Raw genomic sequence first — 16,453 nt, 5'->3', positions numbered from 1 at the left:
CAGCGAGTTGATTGACCGCGGCCCCTCCTCGTGTGCATGATACCCAAACGTTTGGGCCAAACGATTGGGTAGCTGAAGGTGACCGCCGTGGTCACTCCGAGGAGGTATGGTGAGCAAGGTCGTGGTGTTGTCGACGGGCGGAACGATCGCGTCGCGCCAGAACGGGCGGGGTGCGAGCCTCGCCAGCGACGCGGTGTCCGCGCTGCTCGACCGCCTGCCGTTCGACGTGCCGGTCCCCGTCGAGGGCCGGGACGTGCTGTGCGTCGGCAGCTACCTGCTCACCCCCGCCGACATGGCGCTCATCGCGCGGGAGATCCGCGCCGCGCTGGCCGAACCGGGCGTGCTCGGCGTCGCGGTCACGCACGGCACGGACACCATGGAGGAAACCGCTTTCCTCGCCGACCTCGTGCACGACGACCCGCGTCCGGTGGTGTTCACCGGCGCGCAGCGGCCGGCGGACGCGGCCGACACCGACGGCCCGCGCAACCTCGCGGACGCCATCACCGTCGCCGCCGACGAACGGGCCCGCGACCGCGGCGCGCTGATCACCTTCGACGGGGCGGTGTTCGCCGCCAGGGGTACGCGCAAGACGCAAACCCTTGCCGCTGCGGCGTTTTCCACCCCCGACGCCGGTCCCGTCGGCCAGGTCCGCGAAGGCGCGGTGCTGTTCACCGCGGCCCCCGCCCGCGGCCCGCGCGTCGAGCTGACCGGCCTCGACGCGCGGGTCGACATCGTCGCGCTCTACCCCGGCGTGGACACCGCCGCGCTGGACGCCGTGGTCGCGGCGGGCGCGACCGGTGTCGTGCTCGAAGCGACCGGCGCGGGCAACGGCAACCCGCGCATCCGCGACGCCGTCGCCCGGCTGACCGCCGACGGTGTCGTCGTCGCCCTGTCCACCCGTGTCCACGCCGGGCCCGTCGCCGCGCTCTACGGCAACGGCGGTGGCGTGGACCTCGTCGAGGCGGGAGCCGTCCCCACCGGGATGCTCCGCCCGTCGCAGGCCCGCATCCTGCTGACCGCCCTGCTGGCCGCCCACCGCGATCCGGTGCGCGTGGCCGAGGAGCTCACCCGGCACGCCGAGAACCCCTTCGGCGCCCGCAACCCCCTGTCTCTCGGAAGGAAGTACTGACGTGGCAAAGGAAATTCGTGTCGCCTTCGGCGTGGACGTCGACGCGGTGGCCGGCTGGCTCGGCTCCTACGGCGGCGAGGACTCGCCCTGCGACATCTCGCGCGGCATGTTCGCCGGCGAGGTCGCCGTCCCGCGCCTGCTGAAGCTGTTCGAGCGCAACGACCTGCGCACGACCTGGTTCATCCCCGGCCACTCGATCGAGACGTTCCCGGACCAGACGCGGATGGTGGTCGACGCCGGGCACGAGATCGGCGCGCACGGGTACTCGCACGAGAACCCGATCGCGATGACCCGCGCGCAGGAAAGCGCTATCCTCGACCGCAGCATCGAGCTGATCGAGAAGCTCACCGGCAGCGCGCCGACCGGCTACGTCGCGCCGTGGTGGGAGTTCTCCCCGGTCACCAACGAGCTGCTGCTCGAACGCGGCATCAAGTACGACCACTCGTTGATGCACAACGACTTCACGCCGTACTACGTGCGCGTCGGCGACAGCTGGACGAAGATCGACTACGCCAAGCCCGCCGAGGAGTGGATGAAGCCGCTGGTCCGCGGCGAGGAGACGAACCTCGTCGAGATCCCGGCGAACTGGTACCTCGACGACCTGCCCCCGATGATGTTCGTCAAGGCCAGCGCCAACAGCCACGGCTTCGTCAACCCGCGTGACCTCGAACAGATGTGGCGCGACCAGTTCGACTGGGTCTACCGCGAGCTGGACTACGGCGTGTTCACCATGACCATCCACCCGGACGTCTCCGGCCGCCCGCAGAACCTGCTCATGCTCGAGCGCCTCATCGAGCACATCAACAGCCACGAAGGCGTGCGCTGGTCGACCTTCGACGAGATCGCCGACGACTTCCTCGCGCGTTTCCCCCGTTCCTGAGCACTACCCTCCCCAGAAGGGCACTCTCATGACCACTGCGCCTTCCACCGGTGTGCGCTCCTTCCCCCGCGTCGGGGTCAAGGCCACCCGCCGGGCGACGATCATCGCGTTCTTCGCCTGGCTGTTCGCCGTCTACGACTACATCCTGTTCGGCACCCTGCTCCCGGAGATCGGCGGGCACTTCGGCTGGAGCGACTCCACGGCGTCGCTCGTGTCCACTTTGGTCTCGGTCGGCACGGCGGTGGTCGCGCTCGCGGTGGGACCGATCGTCGACCGGATCGGCCGCCGCCGCGGCATGATCCTGACGGTCTCCGGCACCGCCGTCGCCTCCGCGCTCAGCGCCGCCACCCCCGGCGCGGGGTACCTCGTCGGCGTGCGGGCGTTCGGCGGGCTCGGCCTGTCCGAGCAGGCGGTGAACGCGACGTACCTCAACGAGATCTACGCCGTCACCGAGGACGAGAAGATCAAGAAGCGGCGGGGCCTGATCTACAGCCTCGTGCAGGGCGGGTGGCCGCTCGGCGTGCTGCTGGCGTCGGCGTTCGTCGCGATCTTCCTGCCGCTGGTCGGCTGGCGCGGCTGCTTCCTGCTCGCCGTGTTCCCCGCGGTCGTCATCGCGCTGGCGCGGCGCGGGCTGAAGGAGAGCCCGCAGTTCGAGCTGGAGCAGCGGCTGCGTGCGCTGCGCAAGCAGGGCAAGGCCGACGAGGCGGCCGCGCTGGCGGGGGAGTACGGCGTGTCGGCCGAGCCGTCGGCGCCGCTGGCGGCGATCTTCAAGGGCGCGGCGCTGCGGAACACGCTGGTGCTCGGGTTCGCGTGGCTGGTCAACTGGTTCGGCATCCAGGTGTTCAGCGTGCTCGGCACGACGGTGCTCACGGCGGGCAAGGGCGTCAGCTTCACCGGCTCGCTGGTGATGCTCATCGTGATCAACGCGATCGGCTACCTCGGGTACGTGTTCCACGGCTGGATCGGTGACCGCTTCGGCCGCCGGAACGTGATCGCGATCGGCTGGCTGATCTCGGGTGTGCTGTTCACGCTGACGCTGACCGTCGCGAGCGGGACCGTCGCGGTGGTGACGCTGTACTCGCTGGGGATGTTCTTCCTCATCGGACCGTACGCGGCGCTGCTGTTCTACATGGGAGAGTGCTACGACACCCGTTGCCGTGCCACGGGAACCGCTTTCCTGAACGCGCTTTCCCAGCCGGGCGCGATCCTCGCCGGCGTGATCACCACGGCGATGCTCGCCTCGGGTTCGAACTGGAACACGGCGGCGCTGCTGGTCGGCGCGGTGGGCACGTTCGCTTCGGGACTGGTGATGTTCGCCGCCCGCAAGGTCAAGACGCTGGAGGCGTGATGGAGGTCGCGATCATCAGCGGCGCCGCGAGCGGCATCGGCCGCGCGCTGGCCGTCGCCTACGCGGAACGGGGCGTGCGGACCGTGGTCGGCACGTTCCCCGGCGACCCGCACGATCCACAGGAGACGGTCGCCGCCGTGAAGGAGGTCGGCGGGGAGTGCGTCGTGCACGAAGTCGACGTGCGGGACTCGTCCCAAGTGGACGCTTTCGCACAGCGTGCGCTCGACGAGTGGGGGCGGCTGGACTTCGCCGTCGCCAACGCCGGGGTGCTGCGCAAGGCCGCGCTCGCCGACCTCGACGACGCGGCGTGGGACGACCTGCTGCAGGTGGACCTCACCGGCGTGCTGCGGGTGTTCCGCGCCGCGGCCGCGCGGATGAGCGGGCCGGGTGCGATGGTCGCGGTGTCGTCGATCGCCGGTGGCGTCTACGGCTGGGGCGAGCACGCGCACTACGGCGCCGCGAAGGCCGGGGTGTTCGGGCTCAGCCGGAGCGTGGCGGTGGAGCTGGCGCCGCGCGGGATCCGGGTGAACACGGTCGTGCCCGGCTACGTCGTGACGCCGCAGTCGCTCGACCCGGTCAACTCACTCGGGCCGGACGGGCTGGAGCGCGCCGGCCGGGACATCCCGCTCGGCCGCCCGGCCCGGCCGGAGGAGATCGCCGCCGTGATCCGGTTCCTGACGTCGGCGGAGGCGTCGTACGTGACCGGGCAGACGATCACGGTGGACGGTGGGCTGACCGTGCGGATGCCGGCGTAGGAGGAATGGTGTCACTGCTGGAAAACCGGACCGCGCTCGTCGTCGGCGGCGCGAGCGGGATCGGGCAGGCCATCGCGAGCGCGTTCGTGAAGGAAGGTGCGCGCGTCGTCGTGGCGGACCGGGCGGAGAGCGCGGCGTTCGACTCGGTGCCGATCGACGTGACGGACGAGGACTCGGTGGTCGCGGCCGTCGCGGCGGCCACCGGGCGGCTCGGGGAGATCGACGTCCTGGTCAACTCGGCCGGGATCCTCACCGAGTCGCCGCTGACCGAGATGTCGCTGGAGACGTGGTCGCAAACGCTGGCCGTGGACCTCACGGGCGTGTTCCTGTGCTGCCGCCACGTCGTGCCGCGGATGGTCGAACGCGGGCAGGGGCGGGTGATCAACATCGCTTCGCAGCTCGGCATCAAGGGCGGGCACGGGCTGGCGCACTACGCGGCGGCGAAGGCCGGCGTGATCGGGCTGACGAAGTCGCTCGCGCTGGAGGTGTCGGGGCGGGGCGTGCTGGTGAACGCGATCGCGCCGGGCCCGATCGAGACGCCCATGGTCGAGGGCATCACGGAGGACTGGAAGGCGGCGAAGCGGGCGGAACTGCCGCTGGGCCGCTTCGGGCGGCCGGAGGAGGTCGCGCCCACGGCTGTTCTGTTGGCCAGCGATCCGGGTGGGAACCTCTACTGTGGACAGACGCTGGGTCCGAACTCGGGTGACGTGATGCCGTGAGGGGCTTTCCGGGGCTTGCCTCCGTCCCTGGCCTCGTGGTGCGCGGTCCGGGCGCGGTGGCCTGGGCTCCGTCGCCTGCTGAGGCTCACAGGCTCGGCGATACCGTCCGGCCGAGCGGGATCGCCGGGTGTGAGGGCGTCGTCCGCCGCGGAAGGGCGAGGAGCGAAAGGAGGCGGGATGTGCGGAGCCTGCGGTGAGCACGGCGCAGTGGACTGGGCCCGCCCCTTCCTCGCCAGCGTGCCTGCCCGAGGTGCGGTCGCGGGCGCGGTAAAAGCGCTTGCTCGGCCGGGTCTGCGCGTGCAGGCCCGGCCCGGCGGCTGGCTCGTATCGGCCCCGACCGGGCGGACCGTCGCGTGTGCGGGGCTCACCGAGCTGGCCGACGCCGTGCGGCCGTGGGTGGCGCCGGGGTCGTACTGCGGACGTGGTTCCGGCGCTGTGACGGTGCCGGAACCCGACGCCCGGCGGCCGGTGCGCATCCACGTCGATCCGAGTCGGCCGGAGAAGCTGAGTGGTGACGACCTCGTCGTGTCCTACGTCGAGCACGAGCGGCACCTGCTGGCCGAGCTGGCCCGGCCGCCGTGGTCGCTGCGCTGCTACCTCGCGCCCGGGCGCGAGCCGGATCTGGTCGACGACGAGCCCGCCAACGCTGCCGACCTTCTCGTGTGGCTCGCGCTCACACAACCGGAGGAAGCAGTCGTGCGAGGAGCGCTCGCCGAAGAGGTGTGGCTGGACATCGAGATCCGGGCCGGGCACGTCGTGAGGGCGTGCGCGCGCAGGTAGTGGGGTTTGGGTCACGTCACGTCGTGAAGGCGCGAGCAGGTAGCGAGATCCGGGCCGGGCACGTCGTGAGGGCGTGCGCGCGCAGGTAGCGGGTTCGGGCCGGGTCGCGTCGTCAGGGCACGGGCGTGCAGGTGGCGGGATCCGGGCCGGGCACGTCGTGAGGGCGTGCGCGCGCAGGTAGTGGGGTTTGGGTCACGTCACGTCGTGAAGGCGCGCGCAGGTAGCGAGACCCGCGCCCCATCACCTGTTCGGGGCGTGCGCCTCCAGGTAGCGCGCGAAGCGTTCATCGACCTGCTCGACGGTCAACCCGAAATCCTCCAGCGCGTACCGGTGGCCGGGGCGGGAAGCGCTTTCCCGCTGCAGCCGCGTCATCTCCGCCCGCGCGGACGGCGTGAACGGCAAGTCGAAATGGCGATAAATCCCCTCGACCGTGCCCACCGGGTCCGCCATGAAATCCGCGTAGTCCACATCGCAGAACTGGGCCGCGTCATAGCGCTTGCGGGCATCGAGGAACTCCGACGCGCCGCGCGACCACAGCTCCAACTGCGTGCGCCCCACGGTCTCCCCGTGGAAGACGGTCGACCACTCCGCCGCGGCCTGCTCGTTCAGGCTGCACACCGAGGCGATGATCGTCGACGGCGTGCGGTGGGTTTGGACCACCAGCGCATCCGGGTACACAGCCATCAGCGCGTCCAGCGCGAACAGGTGGCTCGGGTTCTTCAGCACCCACCGCCGGTCCTTGTCCGGCAACCCGATCAGCTGCAGGTTCCGCCGGTGCCGCCGGTAGGCGTCCGTCCAGTCCTGCCGCCGCAACCACTCCGAGTACGTCGGCAGGTACGCCAGGCACTCGTAGGACACCGACTTCGCCGACTGCCGCAGCAGCTGCCAGCACTCCTCGACCTGGTCCGCCGACATCTCGTGCGCGCCGAGGAACTCCGGGTGCTCGACGTGGTGCTGCTCGTACCCGGCCTGGATCCGCTGGAACACCGGGTTGTCCGCCCACGTCGCCCGCGGCGGGCGAGGCTGCGGGACCTCCGTCAGCCACACCTCCAGCCCCTGGTGCGCCGGATCGGCGGTGAGCAGCCGGTGCAACGCCGTCGTGCCCGTGCGGGGGAGGCCCGTGACGAAGATCGGTCGCTCGATCGGGACGTCCGCGTGTTCGGGAAAGCGCTTCCACGCCGCCTCGCTCAGCAGCCGGGCGATCAGCGCGCCCCGCAGGAACGCGCGCTTGACCCGCCGCCCGAACGGCGTGAGTGACGCGTCGCGCTCGTACGACTCCAGCAGGACCGCGAGGCCTTCGCGGTAGTCGTCGTCGCCGAAGTCGTCGAGGCCCGTGAACCGGGTGGCGGAGGCGTGGAGATCCTCGACCGTGCCGACGTTCTCGCGCGTCATGAGTGGTACTCCCCGCCGTTGACGTCCAGGCAGTGCCCGGTGATCGCGCGCGCCAGGTCCGAGACCAGGAACACCACCGCGTCGGCGATCTCCTCGGGCTCCGGCAGCTTCCGCAGGTCGATCGTCGCGGCCGTCTCCTCGTAAACCTGTTCCGCCGTCACGCCGCGTTGCTGGGCCAGGTAGGCGAAGTAGAACTTCAGGTGGTCGCCCCAGATGTAGCCGGGCGCCACCGAGTTCACGCGCACCCCGCGCGGCCCGAGCTCGGTCGCCAGCGCCTGCGCGACCGCCAGCAGCGCCGCCTTCGCCGTCTTGTACGGCCCGAACCCCTGCCGCGAGTGCCGCAGCACCGCGGAGTTGATCATCACCGCCGAGCCGCGGGTCTTCTCCAGCTCCGGCACGAACAACCGGGTCAGCCGGAGCGTGGCTAGCACGTTCGTCTCCAGTGCCGCCCGCAGCTCGGGCAGTCCGACTTCGGCGAGCCCGGTGATCGGTGGCATCGCGAAGGCGTTGTTCACCAAGGCGTCCACTCGACCGAAAGCGTCCACAGAGGACTCGACCAGCCGGCGCGCGGCGGCTTCGTCGTCGATGTCGGTCGGTACCACCACCGCCCGCCGACCGATCTCCGCGACCTCCTTGGCGACCTCCGCGAGCCGGGACTCCGTCCGCGCCGCCAGCACGACGTCCGCCCCCGCCCGCGCGCTCTGCACCGCGATCGCCCGGCCCAGCCCGGACCCGACGCCGGACACGACGACCACCTTGTCCCGCAACAACATCAGCCGAGCATCCTCCTCGCGACGGCGGCCTGCCGGGCCGCGATGCGCGCCGCGAACCCGTCCGGCGCGATCTTCGCCTCGTCGTAGTAGGGCAACCGCGCGGGCAGATCGTCCACTTTGACCACCGACACCTCCGGCCCGTCCTCGGGCCCGAGCGCGCGGGACAGCCGCTGCCAGCGGATCTGCACGTACCCGCGCCGGTGCCCGGTGCGCTCCAGCCAGTTCACCACGCCGGGATCGCGCTCGCTGATCACGAACCGCAGCTTGCCGTCCGGGTCCAGGTGCGCCTGGTCGGCGGTGAGGCTCGTCTGGTGGTTGACGTAGTCCAGCGAGATGTACCACATGCTGCCGAGCTGGATGCCCTGGTACGGCGCGTCCGACTTCGGCACCGTCACGATCATCGCCTCGTCGTCGGCGAGCTCGTAGTGCCCCGCGGAGGAGAACTGCGTGCTCAGCCCGCCCGGGGTCGAACGCGGTTCGGTCATCGTGTTGACCGGCAGGTCCAGGTAGAACCACTTCGGGAACGCCAGGAACGTCCGCAGCCGGGACAGCAGGAGCTTGCCGGCCACGCCGTACCGCTTCTCCAGCACGTCCCGGGTCAACGGAGGCGGTGCGTGACCCACGTGATCCGCCCGCGCGATCCTGATCGTGCCGCGTTCTTCGCCGGTCCAGTCGCTGTACACCTCGCGTACGACGAGCATCGCCGAACCCGGGCCGAGCGTGAAGTAGTTCGGTCCCGCCTTGCCGGGACCGAACCGGATTTCGTAGTCCCCGTCCGGGCCGATCTCGATCTCGCGGTCGTCGAAGGCGGTCAGGCTGTCCGGCACGTCGGCGGGGGAGTAGTCGCCGTTGAGGATCTGGAAGCTGAGGTCACGCGTCGTGCCGCGCGTGCCCGTGACGACGTACTCCGCGTTGTCGCGCAGGTAGGAGTGGAAGTACAGGGTGTCGGGGTTGTCCAGCCCCATCTTCGTGTACGGGCCTGTGGACTGGACGAAGAACGGGAAGTCGCGCTCGTAGGCCCACGCCATCTGGAGCGAGGCGCGGATGCTGCCCGCGAGGTAGTCGTAGCCTTCGACGAGGTCCTGTTCGTCGCGGACGTGCGGCGCCTCGGCGATGACCTTCTCGGCCTCCGCGATGGCGGCGGCGAACTTGTCCGTCAGCATCGCGCGGCCCCCTAGAACGCGTTCTCTACGGATGTCCAGCGGTTCGCTGTGAAGCGCAGGCTCGGCACGTCGTCGAAGGACAGCATGAACTCGTACGTCCGGGTGTAGCCGGTGTGCGTGATGCGCCAGCGCCCGTCCTCGCAGCGGCGGTAGGTGTCCTCGTACACCGCCGCGCCCTTGATCATGATCCGGTGCTCCGGCGCGATGACCGTGTCCTCGAACGGCCACAACCCGGTCGCGGTGTCGCCGTCGACGTCGATCTCCGGCTGCACCGCGAAGTGTGTGGTGATCAGGCTTCCGCCGAGCTTCTCGCGGAGGAACCCGACGATGGCCTCGCGCCCGGTCAGCGAGATCGGCTCCCCGTAGGTCGGCGTGCCGTAGCTCGCCGTCGCCTCGGGGGTGAGGGTGTCGGCGACGTCGTCCCAGCGCTTGAGGTCCACGCAGCGGAGGTAGCGGTGCTTGACCCGCCTGATGTCTTCGAGCACGCCGAGGTCCATGCCGCCCAGCATGCTCCGGGGATTGACCGAAAGCAAGAACGTGTTCTAATTTCGAGCTCGTGACCACGGCCTACGAGCTGTCGGGCCTCGAGGCGCTCGAGGCCGAGTCGGTGCACGTCTTCCGCGAGGTCGCGGCCACGTTCGAGCGGCCGGTGCTGCTGTTCTCCGGCGGCAAGGACTCGGTGGTGATGCTGCACCTCGCACGCAAGGCGTTCTGGCCCGCGCCGCTGCCGTTCCCGGTGTCGCATGTGGACACCGGGCACAACTTCGACGAGGTGCTGGACTTCCGTGACCGCACCGTCGAGAAGTACCACCTGCGGCTCGTCGTCGGTTCCGTGCAGGACGACATCGACGCCGGGCGGGTGACCGAGGAGACCGGCCCACGAGCCTCCCGCAACCGCTTGCAGACCGTGACGCTCCTGCGCCTGATCCGGGAAAACGCTTTCGACGCCGTGTTCGGCGGGGCCCGGCGCGACGAGGAGAAGGCCCGCGCGAAGGAACGCGTGTTCAGCTTCCGGGACGAGTTCGGCCAGTGGGACCCGCGCAACCAGCGCCCGGAGCTGTGGCACCTCTACAACGGGCGCCACCGGCGCGGCGAGCACATCCGCGTCTTCCCGCTGTCCAACTGGACCGAGCTCGACATCTGGTCCTACATCGCGGCGGAGGACATCGAGCTGCCGTCGCTGTACTACGCGCACCGGCGCCAGGTCGTGCAACGCGACGGGATGCTGCTCGCGCACACGCGGCACCTGCGCCTGCTGGACGGTGAACACCCTTACGAGGCCACGGTCCGCTTCCGCACGGTGGGCGACGCGACGTGCACCGGTTGCGTGGAGTCCACCGCCGCGACGGCCGAGGAGGTCGTCGCCGAAACCGCCGCCACGCGGCTCACCGAACGGGGCGCCACGCGCGCCGACGACCGCATTTCCGAGGCGGGCATGGAGGACCGGAAGAAGGAAGGGTACTTCTGACATGCCCCAGGAGCTGCTGCGGCTCGCCACGGCGGGCAGCGTCGACGACGGCAAGTCCACCCTCATCGGCCGCCTGCTGTTCGACTCCAAGACGCTGTTCACCGACCAGCTCGCCGCCGTCGAGCGCGCCAGCCGCGACCGCGGCGAGGACTACCCGAACCTGGCGCTGCTCACCGACGGCCTGCGGGCCGAACGCGAGCAGGGCATCACGATCGACGTCGCGCACCGCTACTTCGCCACCCCGCGCCGCCGTTTCATCATCGCCGACACCCCGGGCCACCTGCAGTACACGCGGAACATGGTCACCGGCGCGTCGACCGCCGACCTCGCACTGATCCTCGTCGACGCCCGCAAGGGGGTGCTGGAGCAGTCGCGGCGGCACGCGTTCCTCGCCAGCCTGCTCGGGATCCCGCACCTGGTGCTGTGCGTGAACAAGATGGACCTCGTCGGCTGGTCGCGGGAGCGGTTCGACGAGATCCGCGAGGAGTTCCGCCGGTTCGCGATGAAGCTGTCCGTGCCCGACCTGACGTTCGTGCCGGTTTCCGCCTTGCACGGCGACAACGTCGTGCACCGGAGCACGAGCATGCCGTGGTACGAGGGCGTGCCGCTGCTGCACCACCTGGAGGAGGTGCACGTCGCGTCCGACCGCAACCTCGTCGACGCCCGGTTCCCCGTGCAGTACGTGATCCGCCGCGACGACTTCCGCGGGTACGCCGGCACCCTCGCGGGCGGGGTGTTCAAGCCCGGCGACGAGGTGCTCGTGCTGCCGTCCGGCCTGCGGACGCGCGTGCGCGAGATCGTCGCGCCCGGTGGCCGGGAACTGGCCGAGGCCTTCGCCCCGCAGGCCGTCACGATCCGGCTCACCGACGACCTCGACGTGGGGCGCGGGGACCTGATCTGCCGTCCCGGCAACCGGCCGCACAGCGGGCAGGACCTCGACGCGATGGTGTGCTGGTTCTCGGACCGCAGCACGCTCGCCCCCGGCGCGACCTACACCCTGCGGCACACCACGCGCGAGACCAGGGCGGAGGTGCGCTCGCTCGACTACCGGCTCGACGTCAACACCCTGCACCGCGACGAGTCCGCCGCCGCGCTGGCGCTCAACGAGATCGGCCGCGTCCACCTGCGCACGCGGCAGCCCGTCCTGTTCGACCCCTACCGCCGCAACCGCGCCACCGGAAGCTTCATCCTCGTCGACGACACCACCAACGACACCGTCGCCGCCGGCATGATCACCGGGGCCGCGACGCCGGTCGTGTGGCACGCGGCGACCGTCACCCGTGACGAGCGCCCGACCCGCGGGCTGACGGTGTGGCTCACCGGGCTGTCCGCCTCCGGCAAGTCCACCGTCGCCGCCGAGCTGGAACGCCTGCTCGTCGCCGCCGGGCGGCCCGCCTACCGGCTGGACGGGGACAACCTGCGGCACGGGCTCAACGCCGACCTCGGGTTCGGCGCCGCCGACCGCGCCGAGAACGTGCGCCGCGTCACGGCCGTCGCGCAGTTGTTTGCCGACGCGGGAATCGTGGCGATAGTGTCGCTGATCAGTCCCTACCGCGCGGACCGGGCCAAGGCCAGGGCGGCGCACGAGGACGCCGGACTGTCCTTTGTGGAGGTTTTCGTGGACACGCCGCTGGAGGTGTGCGAGGCACGCGACCCGAAGGGCATGTACGCCCGCGCCCGTGCCGGCGAGATCCGCGGCTTCACCGGCGTCGACGACCCGTACGAGCCGCCGGTGGCGCCGGAACTCGTGCTGCGGCCGGGGGACGGCGACCCGACGACGATGGCCTCGGCCATCCTGAACCTCCTGGACGGCTGACATGGGCGTCAACCAGCGCGCGCAGATCCGCATGACCGACGACGAGATCGAGGCGTTCGTGGCGCGCAGCCGCACCGCCACGATGGCCACCCTCGGCCCGAACGGCACCCCGCACCTCGTCGCGATGTGGTATGCGGTCGTGGACGGGAAGATCTGGTTCGAGACGAAGGTCAAGTCGCAGAAGGTCGTGAACCTGCGCCGCGACGACCGGATCACGGTGCTCATCGAGGACGGGCACACCTACGACAAGCTGCGTGGGGTGTCGATCGAGGGCCGTGCCGTGATCAGCGACGACCCCGACGACATCTGGCGCGTCGGCGTCAGCGTGTGGGAGCGCTACACCGGCCCGTACACCGACGAGGCGAAACCGCTCGTGGAGATGATGATGAACAAGCGTGTCGTGGTGCGCGTGGACCCGGAGCGGACGCGTTCGTGGGACCACCGCAAGCTCGGGCTCGACCCGATGCCGCTGGGCGGCACGACGGCGGAGTTCCTGAACGGCAGCGACTGATCAGTTCTGCGGCGTGGCGAGCGCGGACGTCTGCGAAGCCTGCCTGCGCGGCGCGTCGCCGAGTGACTTCACGAGCACGCCGCCCGCCGTCATCACCAGCCCGATCGTGACCAGGCCCCACTTCGCCGAGCCGAACAGGCTGGACATCCAGCCCACCCAGTACGGGCCGATGAAGCCCGAGAGGTTGCCGATCGAGTTGATGACGCCGATCGCCCCGGCGGCCGCCGCACCGGCCAGGAAGGCCGACGGCAGCGTCCAGAACGCCGGGAACGCCGCCATCACCCCGATGGCGCAAGCGCACAGGCCCGCGTACCCGAGCCACGGCGCGCTGGTCAGGAACGCCGAGACGACCAGCGCCAGCCCGCCGATCACCATCGGCAGCATCGTGTACGTCGACGACCTGCCCGTCCGGTCGCACGCCCGGCCCCACACCACCATCGCCACCGCGCCGATCGCGTAGGGCGCGGCGGTGAGCAGCGTGACGCTGAGGTTGTCCTTGATCGCCAGGCTGGACTTGATGATCTGCGGCATCCAGAAACCGAGGCCGTAGAGCCCGAACGCGATGCCGAAGTACACCAGGCCGAGCGCGATCGTCCGGCCGCTGAACAACGCCTTGCGCACCGGCAGCGGGTTGCCGCGTTCGGTCGCCGCCTGCTCGCGGGTCAGCACGTCCTCGATCGCCGAGCGCTCGTCCTCGGTGAGCCATTTGGCCTTCGCGGGCCGGTCGGGCAGCAGCCACAGCAGCGCGACGCCGAGGAAGACGGCGGGCAGGCCCTCCGCCAGGTACAGCCAGCGCCAGCCGCTCAGCCCCGCGACCCCGTCGAGCTCGAGCAGCAGCCCGCCCAGCGGGGCGCCCAGCGCGGTCGACAGCGGCACCGCCACCATGAACAGCCCGGTCACGGTGGCCCGGCGCGCGGCGGGGAACCAGTAGGTCAGGTACAGGATCATGCCGGGGAAGAACCCGGCCTCGGCGATGCCGAGCAGGAACCGCAGCACGAAGAAGCTGACCTCGCCGGAGATCGCCGCGCACGCCGCCGCCACGAGGCCCCACACGATCATGATCCGGGCCATCCAGCGCCGCGCGCCGACGCGGTGCATGATCAGGTTGCTCGGGGCGTCGAGCAGGATGTAGCCGAGGAAGAGCACGCCGGCGCCGAAGCCGTACGCGGTCGCGGTGAACCCGAGTTCCTCGTTCATGGTCAGCGCCGCGACCGAGAGGTTCGTGCGATCCAGGTAGGCGACGAAGTAGCAGACCGCCATCAGGGGGACCAGCCGCCTGGTGGCCTTGCGCAACGCCGCGGACGTCAGCTCGGACATGCCTCTCCTCGGGCACCCGGGTCGGTCCTCGTCCGACCACACCGTCGGAAGGCGACGCTAGCAGAGACGATCAGCAACTGGTAGGACCAATTTTCGGGCCGCGGGACGCGCGACAGGGCGCGGGTGATCGGGCAGGATGCCGTCGTGAGCACCGGCGACGAGCAGGTCTGGAGCGCGACGGTGGACCACCTGCGCGCGCTCATCGACAGCGGGGAGCTGCCCGCGGGCTCGCGGCTGCCCTCCGAGCGGAAGCTGTGCGAGCAGCTCGACGTCAGCCGTGGTTCGCTCCGGCAGGCCCTGCGGGTGCTGGCCTCCATCGGGTACGTGTCGATCCGGCCGGGGTCGGGGACGTACGTGCGGGACCGCGAGGGCACGGACCGGGAGCTGCGCACGTGGTTCCGCGAGCACGACCAGCTGGTGGACCGGCTGTTCGACCTCCGCATGATGGTCGAGCCGACGCTCGCGGAGCGGCTGGCGGCGGAGCACACCGAGCCGGTGCTCGCGCGGCTGCGGTCGAACGTGGCGGAGATGGCGGCCGCCGCGGCCAAGGGGGACATGCTGCGCGTCATCGCCACCGACGCCGAGTTCCACCGGGTCATCGCGGAGAACGCGGGCAACGACGACGTCGCCGGGCTGCTGCGCTCGGTGCTGTCCCTCGTCGGCGAGGAACGGCGCGCCGCGCTGCGCCTGCCCGGCCAGATCGCCAAGGCCGTCGAGGAGCACGGCGAAATCCTCGCCGCCATCGAGAAATCCGATGGGGAGCGGGCCAGGGAGCTGACGGTGAGTCATCTGCGCGAGGCGCAGTCACTGGTGCACCGGTACGCCGGTGAGTCCACTTCGGACTGACCGGCGCTACGCCACGAGCTTCTCCCGCAGCCGCTGGGCGTCGGACTCGCCGAAGCCGTGTTCCGCCAGCCACGCCAGCGGTCCGCCGTAACGCTCGTCGACCTGGGTGAGGAACGCTTCCATCGTTTCCGGGCGCGGGCGGTGCTTCTCGTCGTCGCCGCCGCGTTTTTCCAGGTCCGGCGCGTAGGTCGGCGACGCCCGCAGCCGCGCCATGATCCCCGCGATCCGCGTGCCGCTCGCGGCGTAGTCCGCCACCACCGCCTCGCGCTCGACGCCCGCCACCGTCAGCGACAGCGCCACCACGACCCCCGTGCGGTCCTTGCCCGCCGCGCAGTGCACGAGCGCCGCACCCGGCGTGTCCGCGATCGTCCGCAGCGCGCGCACCACGCTTTCCGGCCGGTCCTCCAGATAACCCAGGTACAGCGCGCACATCGGGTCGTCCGGGTAACGCTCCAGCGTGCGCTCACGGCGCGAGAACAACGCGTCCACCGCCGCGTCGGTCATCTCGCCGAGCTCGGGCAGGACGGACAGGTGCACGTGCCGCACCCGCTCGACCGCGCGCAGCGGCCCCGGCCCCTCCGACTCGACCTCGTGCGTGCTGCGCAGGTCGACCACCGTCCGCAGCCCGACGTCCTCGACGAGGAGCTTGACGTCCGCGGGTGTGAGGCCCTGCAGGTTGTCCGAGCGCAACAGCGTGCGGTCCGCGATCACCCCGCCGTCGGCGGTCGGCAGGCCGCCGAGGTCACGGGCGTTGGCCGCCCCTTCGAGTTCGAGCCACTGCATGCCCCCATCGTTCACGGCGCGATCGAGCCGGCCAAGGGAGCGTCCGGGCGAACCGGATCACGGCGCCGCCGGGGCAGCCGCAGCGTGCCGGTCAGCCCGCGCCGCCGCAACCACGCCCACCAGCCCAGAACCCCGATGTGCACGGCGATCGCGTGCCCCGCGAGCGTGACCACCGACAGCAGCGAACCCGGCTCGTCAGCGACGTAGATCACACCCACGAGGAGTTCGAGCAGCACCACGGCGGGCAGCCGCAGCCGCCGTTCCAGCACCGGCACCATCGCGCCCGCCGTGGCGAAGAAGCCGTAGCTGACGCCGATGTCGAGCCAGTGCGCGTCCGTCGGCGGCAGCCAGCCCTCCCGCAGCGCCACCATCACCGGCAGTTCCGTGGCCAGCGTCGCGAGCGCGTGCCCGCTGGCGAAGACCGCGAACGTCCAGCCCGCGCCGACGCGGCGTTCCAGCGGCGCGACCGCCACCGCGAAGATCAGCACGTAGACCAGCCAGCCCGAGTCGTCGATCCACAGCGCACTGCTGATCAGGCTGGACACGGGGCGGTGCCACAGGTTGTGGGCGTCCGTGCTGGCCTCCGCGAGCAGCTCCGCCGACACCGATTCGCCCACGACGCGCTGCAGCACCGTGGTCGCGAGCAGCACCGCGAGGTACCAGAACGTGAACGGGGTGGTGCCGGGACCGGGCAGCAGTACGGCGGCGCGGGTGGTCCACCGCGGACGGCCGTGCGGGGTGATCGTGTCTGTGGGCACGCGGCCAGTGTGGTG

At 71.0% G+C, this 16,453-nt stretch carries 17 protein-coding genes; 10 read left to right on the top strand and 7 right to left on the bottom strand.

The window, feature by feature from the left end:
- Positions 1-109 precede the first annotated feature (109 nt).
- The 6 genes from BMZ92_RS33470 (at position 110) to BMZ92_RS33445 (ending at position 5,611) form a co-directional block, all read left to right on the top strand.
- Positions 110-1,129 (top strand): asparaginase, encoded by a 1,020-nt coding sequence (locus tag BMZ92_RS33470; protein WP_091516073.1) that lies wholly within the window; start codon positions 110-112, stop codon positions 1,127-1,129.
- 1 nt (position 1,130) lies between these two features.
- Complete coding sequence (locus tag BMZ92_RS33465; protein WP_091516036.1) at positions 1,131-2,009, top strand: polysaccharide deacetylase family protein; 879 nt, start codon at positions 1,131-1,133, stop codon at positions 2,007-2,009.
- A 28-nt stretch (positions 2,010-2,037) separates the two neighbouring features.
- On the top strand, positions 2,038-3,357 hold the full coding sequence (locus BMZ92_RS33460) for an MFS transporter (RefSeq protein WP_091516033.1): 1,320 nt from the start codon (positions 2,038-2,040) through the stop codon (positions 3,355-3,357).
- On the top strand, positions 3,357-4,112 hold the full coding sequence (locus tag BMZ92_RS33455) for an SDR family NAD(P)-dependent oxidoreductase (protein ID WP_091516032.1): 756 nt from the start codon (positions 3,357-3,359) through the stop codon (positions 4,110-4,112). Before BMZ92_RS33460 ends, BMZ92_RS33455 begins: the two co-directional genes overlap by 1 nt.
- An 8-nt stretch (positions 4,113-4,120) precedes the next feature.
- Positions 4,121-4,831, top strand: a complete 711-nt coding sequence (locus BMZ92_RS33450) for an SDR family NAD(P)-dependent oxidoreductase (protein ID WP_245783407.1) — start codon at positions 4,121-4,123, stop codon at positions 4,829-4,831.
- A gap of 177 nt (positions 4,832-5,008) precedes the next feature.
- Positions 5,009-5,611 carry a hypothetical protein gene (locus tag BMZ92_RS33445; protein ID WP_143250004.1) on the top strand — a complete coding sequence of 201 codons (603 nt, stop codon included), beginning with the start codon at positions 5,009-5,011 and terminating at the stop codon, positions 5,609-5,611.
- A gap of 240 nt (positions 5,612-5,851) precedes the next feature.
- Here BMZ92_RS33445 and BMZ92_RS33440 read toward each other — a convergent pair whose 3' ends face one another.
- The 4 genes from BMZ92_RS33440 to BMZ92_RS33425 are packed head-to-tail and all read right to left on the bottom strand — an operon-like array spanning position 5,852 to position 9,436.
- Entirely contained in the window at positions 5,852-7,003 is a 1,152-nt protein-coding gene (locus BMZ92_RS33440; protein WP_091516025.1) for a sulfotransferase family protein, read from the bottom strand.
- On the bottom strand, positions 7,000-7,776 hold the full coding sequence (locus tag BMZ92_RS33435) for an SDR family oxidoreductase (RefSeq protein ID WP_091516023.1): 777 nt from the start codon (positions 7,774-7,776) through the stop codon (positions 7,000-7,002). Before BMZ92_RS33435 ends, BMZ92_RS33440 begins: the two co-directional genes overlap by 4 nt.
- Positions 7,776-8,939 (bottom strand): hypothetical protein, encoded by a 1,164-nt coding sequence (locus BMZ92_RS33430; protein WP_091516018.1) that lies wholly within the window; start codon positions 8,937-8,939, stop codon positions 7,776-7,778. Before BMZ92_RS33430 ends, BMZ92_RS33435 begins: the two co-directional genes overlap by 1 nt.
- A gap of 11 nt (positions 8,940-8,950) precedes the next feature.
- Positions 8,951-9,436: a nuclear transport factor 2 family protein gene (locus BMZ92_RS33425; protein WP_091516070.1), complete on the bottom strand. Its 486-nt coding sequence runs from the start codon at positions 9,434-9,436 to the stop codon at positions 8,951-8,953.
- A 59-nt stretch (positions 9,437-9,495) separates the two neighbouring features.
- Here BMZ92_RS33425 and cysD point away from each other — a divergent pair, with 59 nt between their 5' ends.
- The 3 genes from cysD to BMZ92_RS33410 are packed head-to-tail and all read left to right on the top strand — an operon-like array spanning position 9,496 to position 12,734.
- Positions 9,496-10,407 carry a sulfate adenylyltransferase subunit CysD gene (cysD, locus tag BMZ92_RS33420; protein ID WP_091516016.1) on the top strand — a complete coding sequence of 304 codons (912 nt, stop codon included), beginning with the start codon at positions 9,496-9,498 and terminating at the stop codon, positions 10,405-10,407.
- A 1-nt stretch (position 10,408) separates the two neighbouring features.
- Positions 10,409-12,223 carry an adenylyl-sulfate kinase gene (gene cysC / locus BMZ92_RS33415; protein ID WP_091516014.1) on the top strand — a complete coding sequence of 605 codons (1,815 nt, stop codon included), beginning with the start codon at positions 10,409-10,411 and terminating at the stop codon, positions 12,221-12,223.
- 1 nt (position 12,224) lies between these two features.
- The gene (locus BMZ92_RS33410; protein WP_091516012.1) at positions 12,225-12,734 is read left to right on the top strand and encodes a pyridoxamine 5'-phosphate oxidase family protein; all 510 of its coding nucleotides are present in this window, start codon (positions 12,225-12,227) and stop codon (positions 12,732-12,734) included.
- Here the strand turns inward: BMZ92_RS33410 and BMZ92_RS33405 are convergent, their stop codons facing one another.
- On the bottom strand, positions 12,735-14,051 hold the full coding sequence (locus tag BMZ92_RS33405) for an MFS transporter (RefSeq protein ID WP_091516009.1): 1,317 nt from the start codon (positions 14,049-14,051) through the stop codon (positions 12,735-12,737).
- A 144-nt stretch (positions 14,052-14,195) separates the two neighbouring features.
- Here BMZ92_RS33405 and BMZ92_RS33400 point away from each other — a divergent pair, with 144 nt between their 5' ends.
- A complete protein-coding gene (locus BMZ92_RS33400; protein WP_091516066.1) occupies positions 14,196-14,897 on the top strand; it encodes a FadR/GntR family transcriptional regulator in 702 nt (233 codons plus the stop codon).
- Between the two features lie 6 nt (positions 14,898-14,903).
- Here BMZ92_RS33400 and BMZ92_RS33395 read toward each other — a convergent pair whose 3' ends face one another.
- Together BMZ92_RS33395 and BMZ92_RS33390 are read right to left on the bottom strand one after the other, a co-directional pair.
- A complete protein-coding gene (locus BMZ92_RS33395) occupies positions 14,904-15,680 on the bottom strand; it encodes a tyrosine-protein phosphatase (protein WP_091516007.1) in 777 nt (258 codons plus the stop codon).
- Positions 15,681-15,691: 11 nt separating this feature from the next.
- The gene (locus BMZ92_RS33390) at positions 15,692-16,438 is read right to left on the bottom strand and encodes a rhomboid-like protein (protein ID WP_177228984.1); all 747 of its coding nucleotides are present in this window, start codon (positions 16,436-16,438) and stop codon (positions 15,692-15,694) included.
- Positions 16,439-16,453 lie beyond the last annotated feature (15 nt).

It is taken from the genome of Amycolatopsis sacchari (assembly GCF_900114035.1).
GTDB lineage: Bacteria > Actinomycetota > Actinomycetes > Mycobacteriales > Pseudonocardiaceae > Amycolatopsis_E > Amycolatopsis_E sacchari.
The sequence above is the reverse complement of the archived record's forward strand: the minus strand, read 5'-3'. Positions and strand labels throughout refer to the sequence as shown.

What these genes read in the sequence shown, in the direction of transcription:
- BMZ92_RS33460 (WP_091516033.1), top strand. Translation starts at nt 2,038, where the DNA reads ATGACCACTGCGCCTTCCACCGGTGTGCGCTCCTTCCCCCGCGTCGGG.
- BMZ92_RS33455 (WP_091516032.1), top strand. Translation starts at nt 3,357, where the DNA reads ATGGAGGTCGCGATCATCAGCGGCGCCGCGAGCGGCATCGGCCGCGCG.
- BMZ92_RS33445 (WP_143250004.1), top strand. Translation starts at nt 5,009, where the DNA reads ATGTGCGGAGCCTGCGGTGAGCACGGCGCAGTGGACTGGGCCCGCCCC.
- BMZ92_RS33440 (WP_091516025.1), bottom strand. Translation starts at nt 7,003, where the DNA reads ATGACGCGCGAGAACGTCGGCACGGTCGAGGATCTCCACGCCTCCGCC.
- BMZ92_RS33435 (WP_091516023.1), bottom strand. Translation starts at nt 7,776, where the DNA reads ATGTTGTTGCGGGACAAGGTGGTCGTCGTGTCCGGCGTCGGGTCCGGG.
- BMZ92_RS33430 (WP_091516018.1), bottom strand. Translation starts at nt 8,939, where the DNA reads ATGCTGACGGACAAGTTCGCCGCCGCCATCGCGGAGGCCGAGAAGGTC.
- BMZ92_RS33425 (WP_091516070.1), bottom strand. Translation starts at nt 9,436, where the DNA reads ATGGACCTCGGCGTGCTCGAAGACATCAGGCGGGTCAAGCACCGCTAC.
- cysC (WP_091516014.1), top strand. Translation starts at nt 10,409, where the DNA reads ATGCCCCAGGAGCTGCTGCGGCTCGCCACGGCGGGCAGCGTCGACGAC.
- BMZ92_RS33410 (WP_091516012.1), top strand. Translation starts at nt 12,225, where the DNA reads ATGGGCGTCAACCAGCGCGCGCAGATCCGCATGACCGACGACGAGATC.
- BMZ92_RS33405 (WP_091516009.1), bottom strand. Translation starts at nt 14,051, where the DNA reads ATGTCCGAGCTGACGTCCGCGGCGTTGCGCAAGGCCACCAGGCGGCTG.
- BMZ92_RS33395 (WP_091516007.1), bottom strand. Translation starts at nt 15,680, where the DNA reads ATGCAGTGGCTCGAACTCGAAGGGGCGGCCAACGCCCGTGACCTCGGC.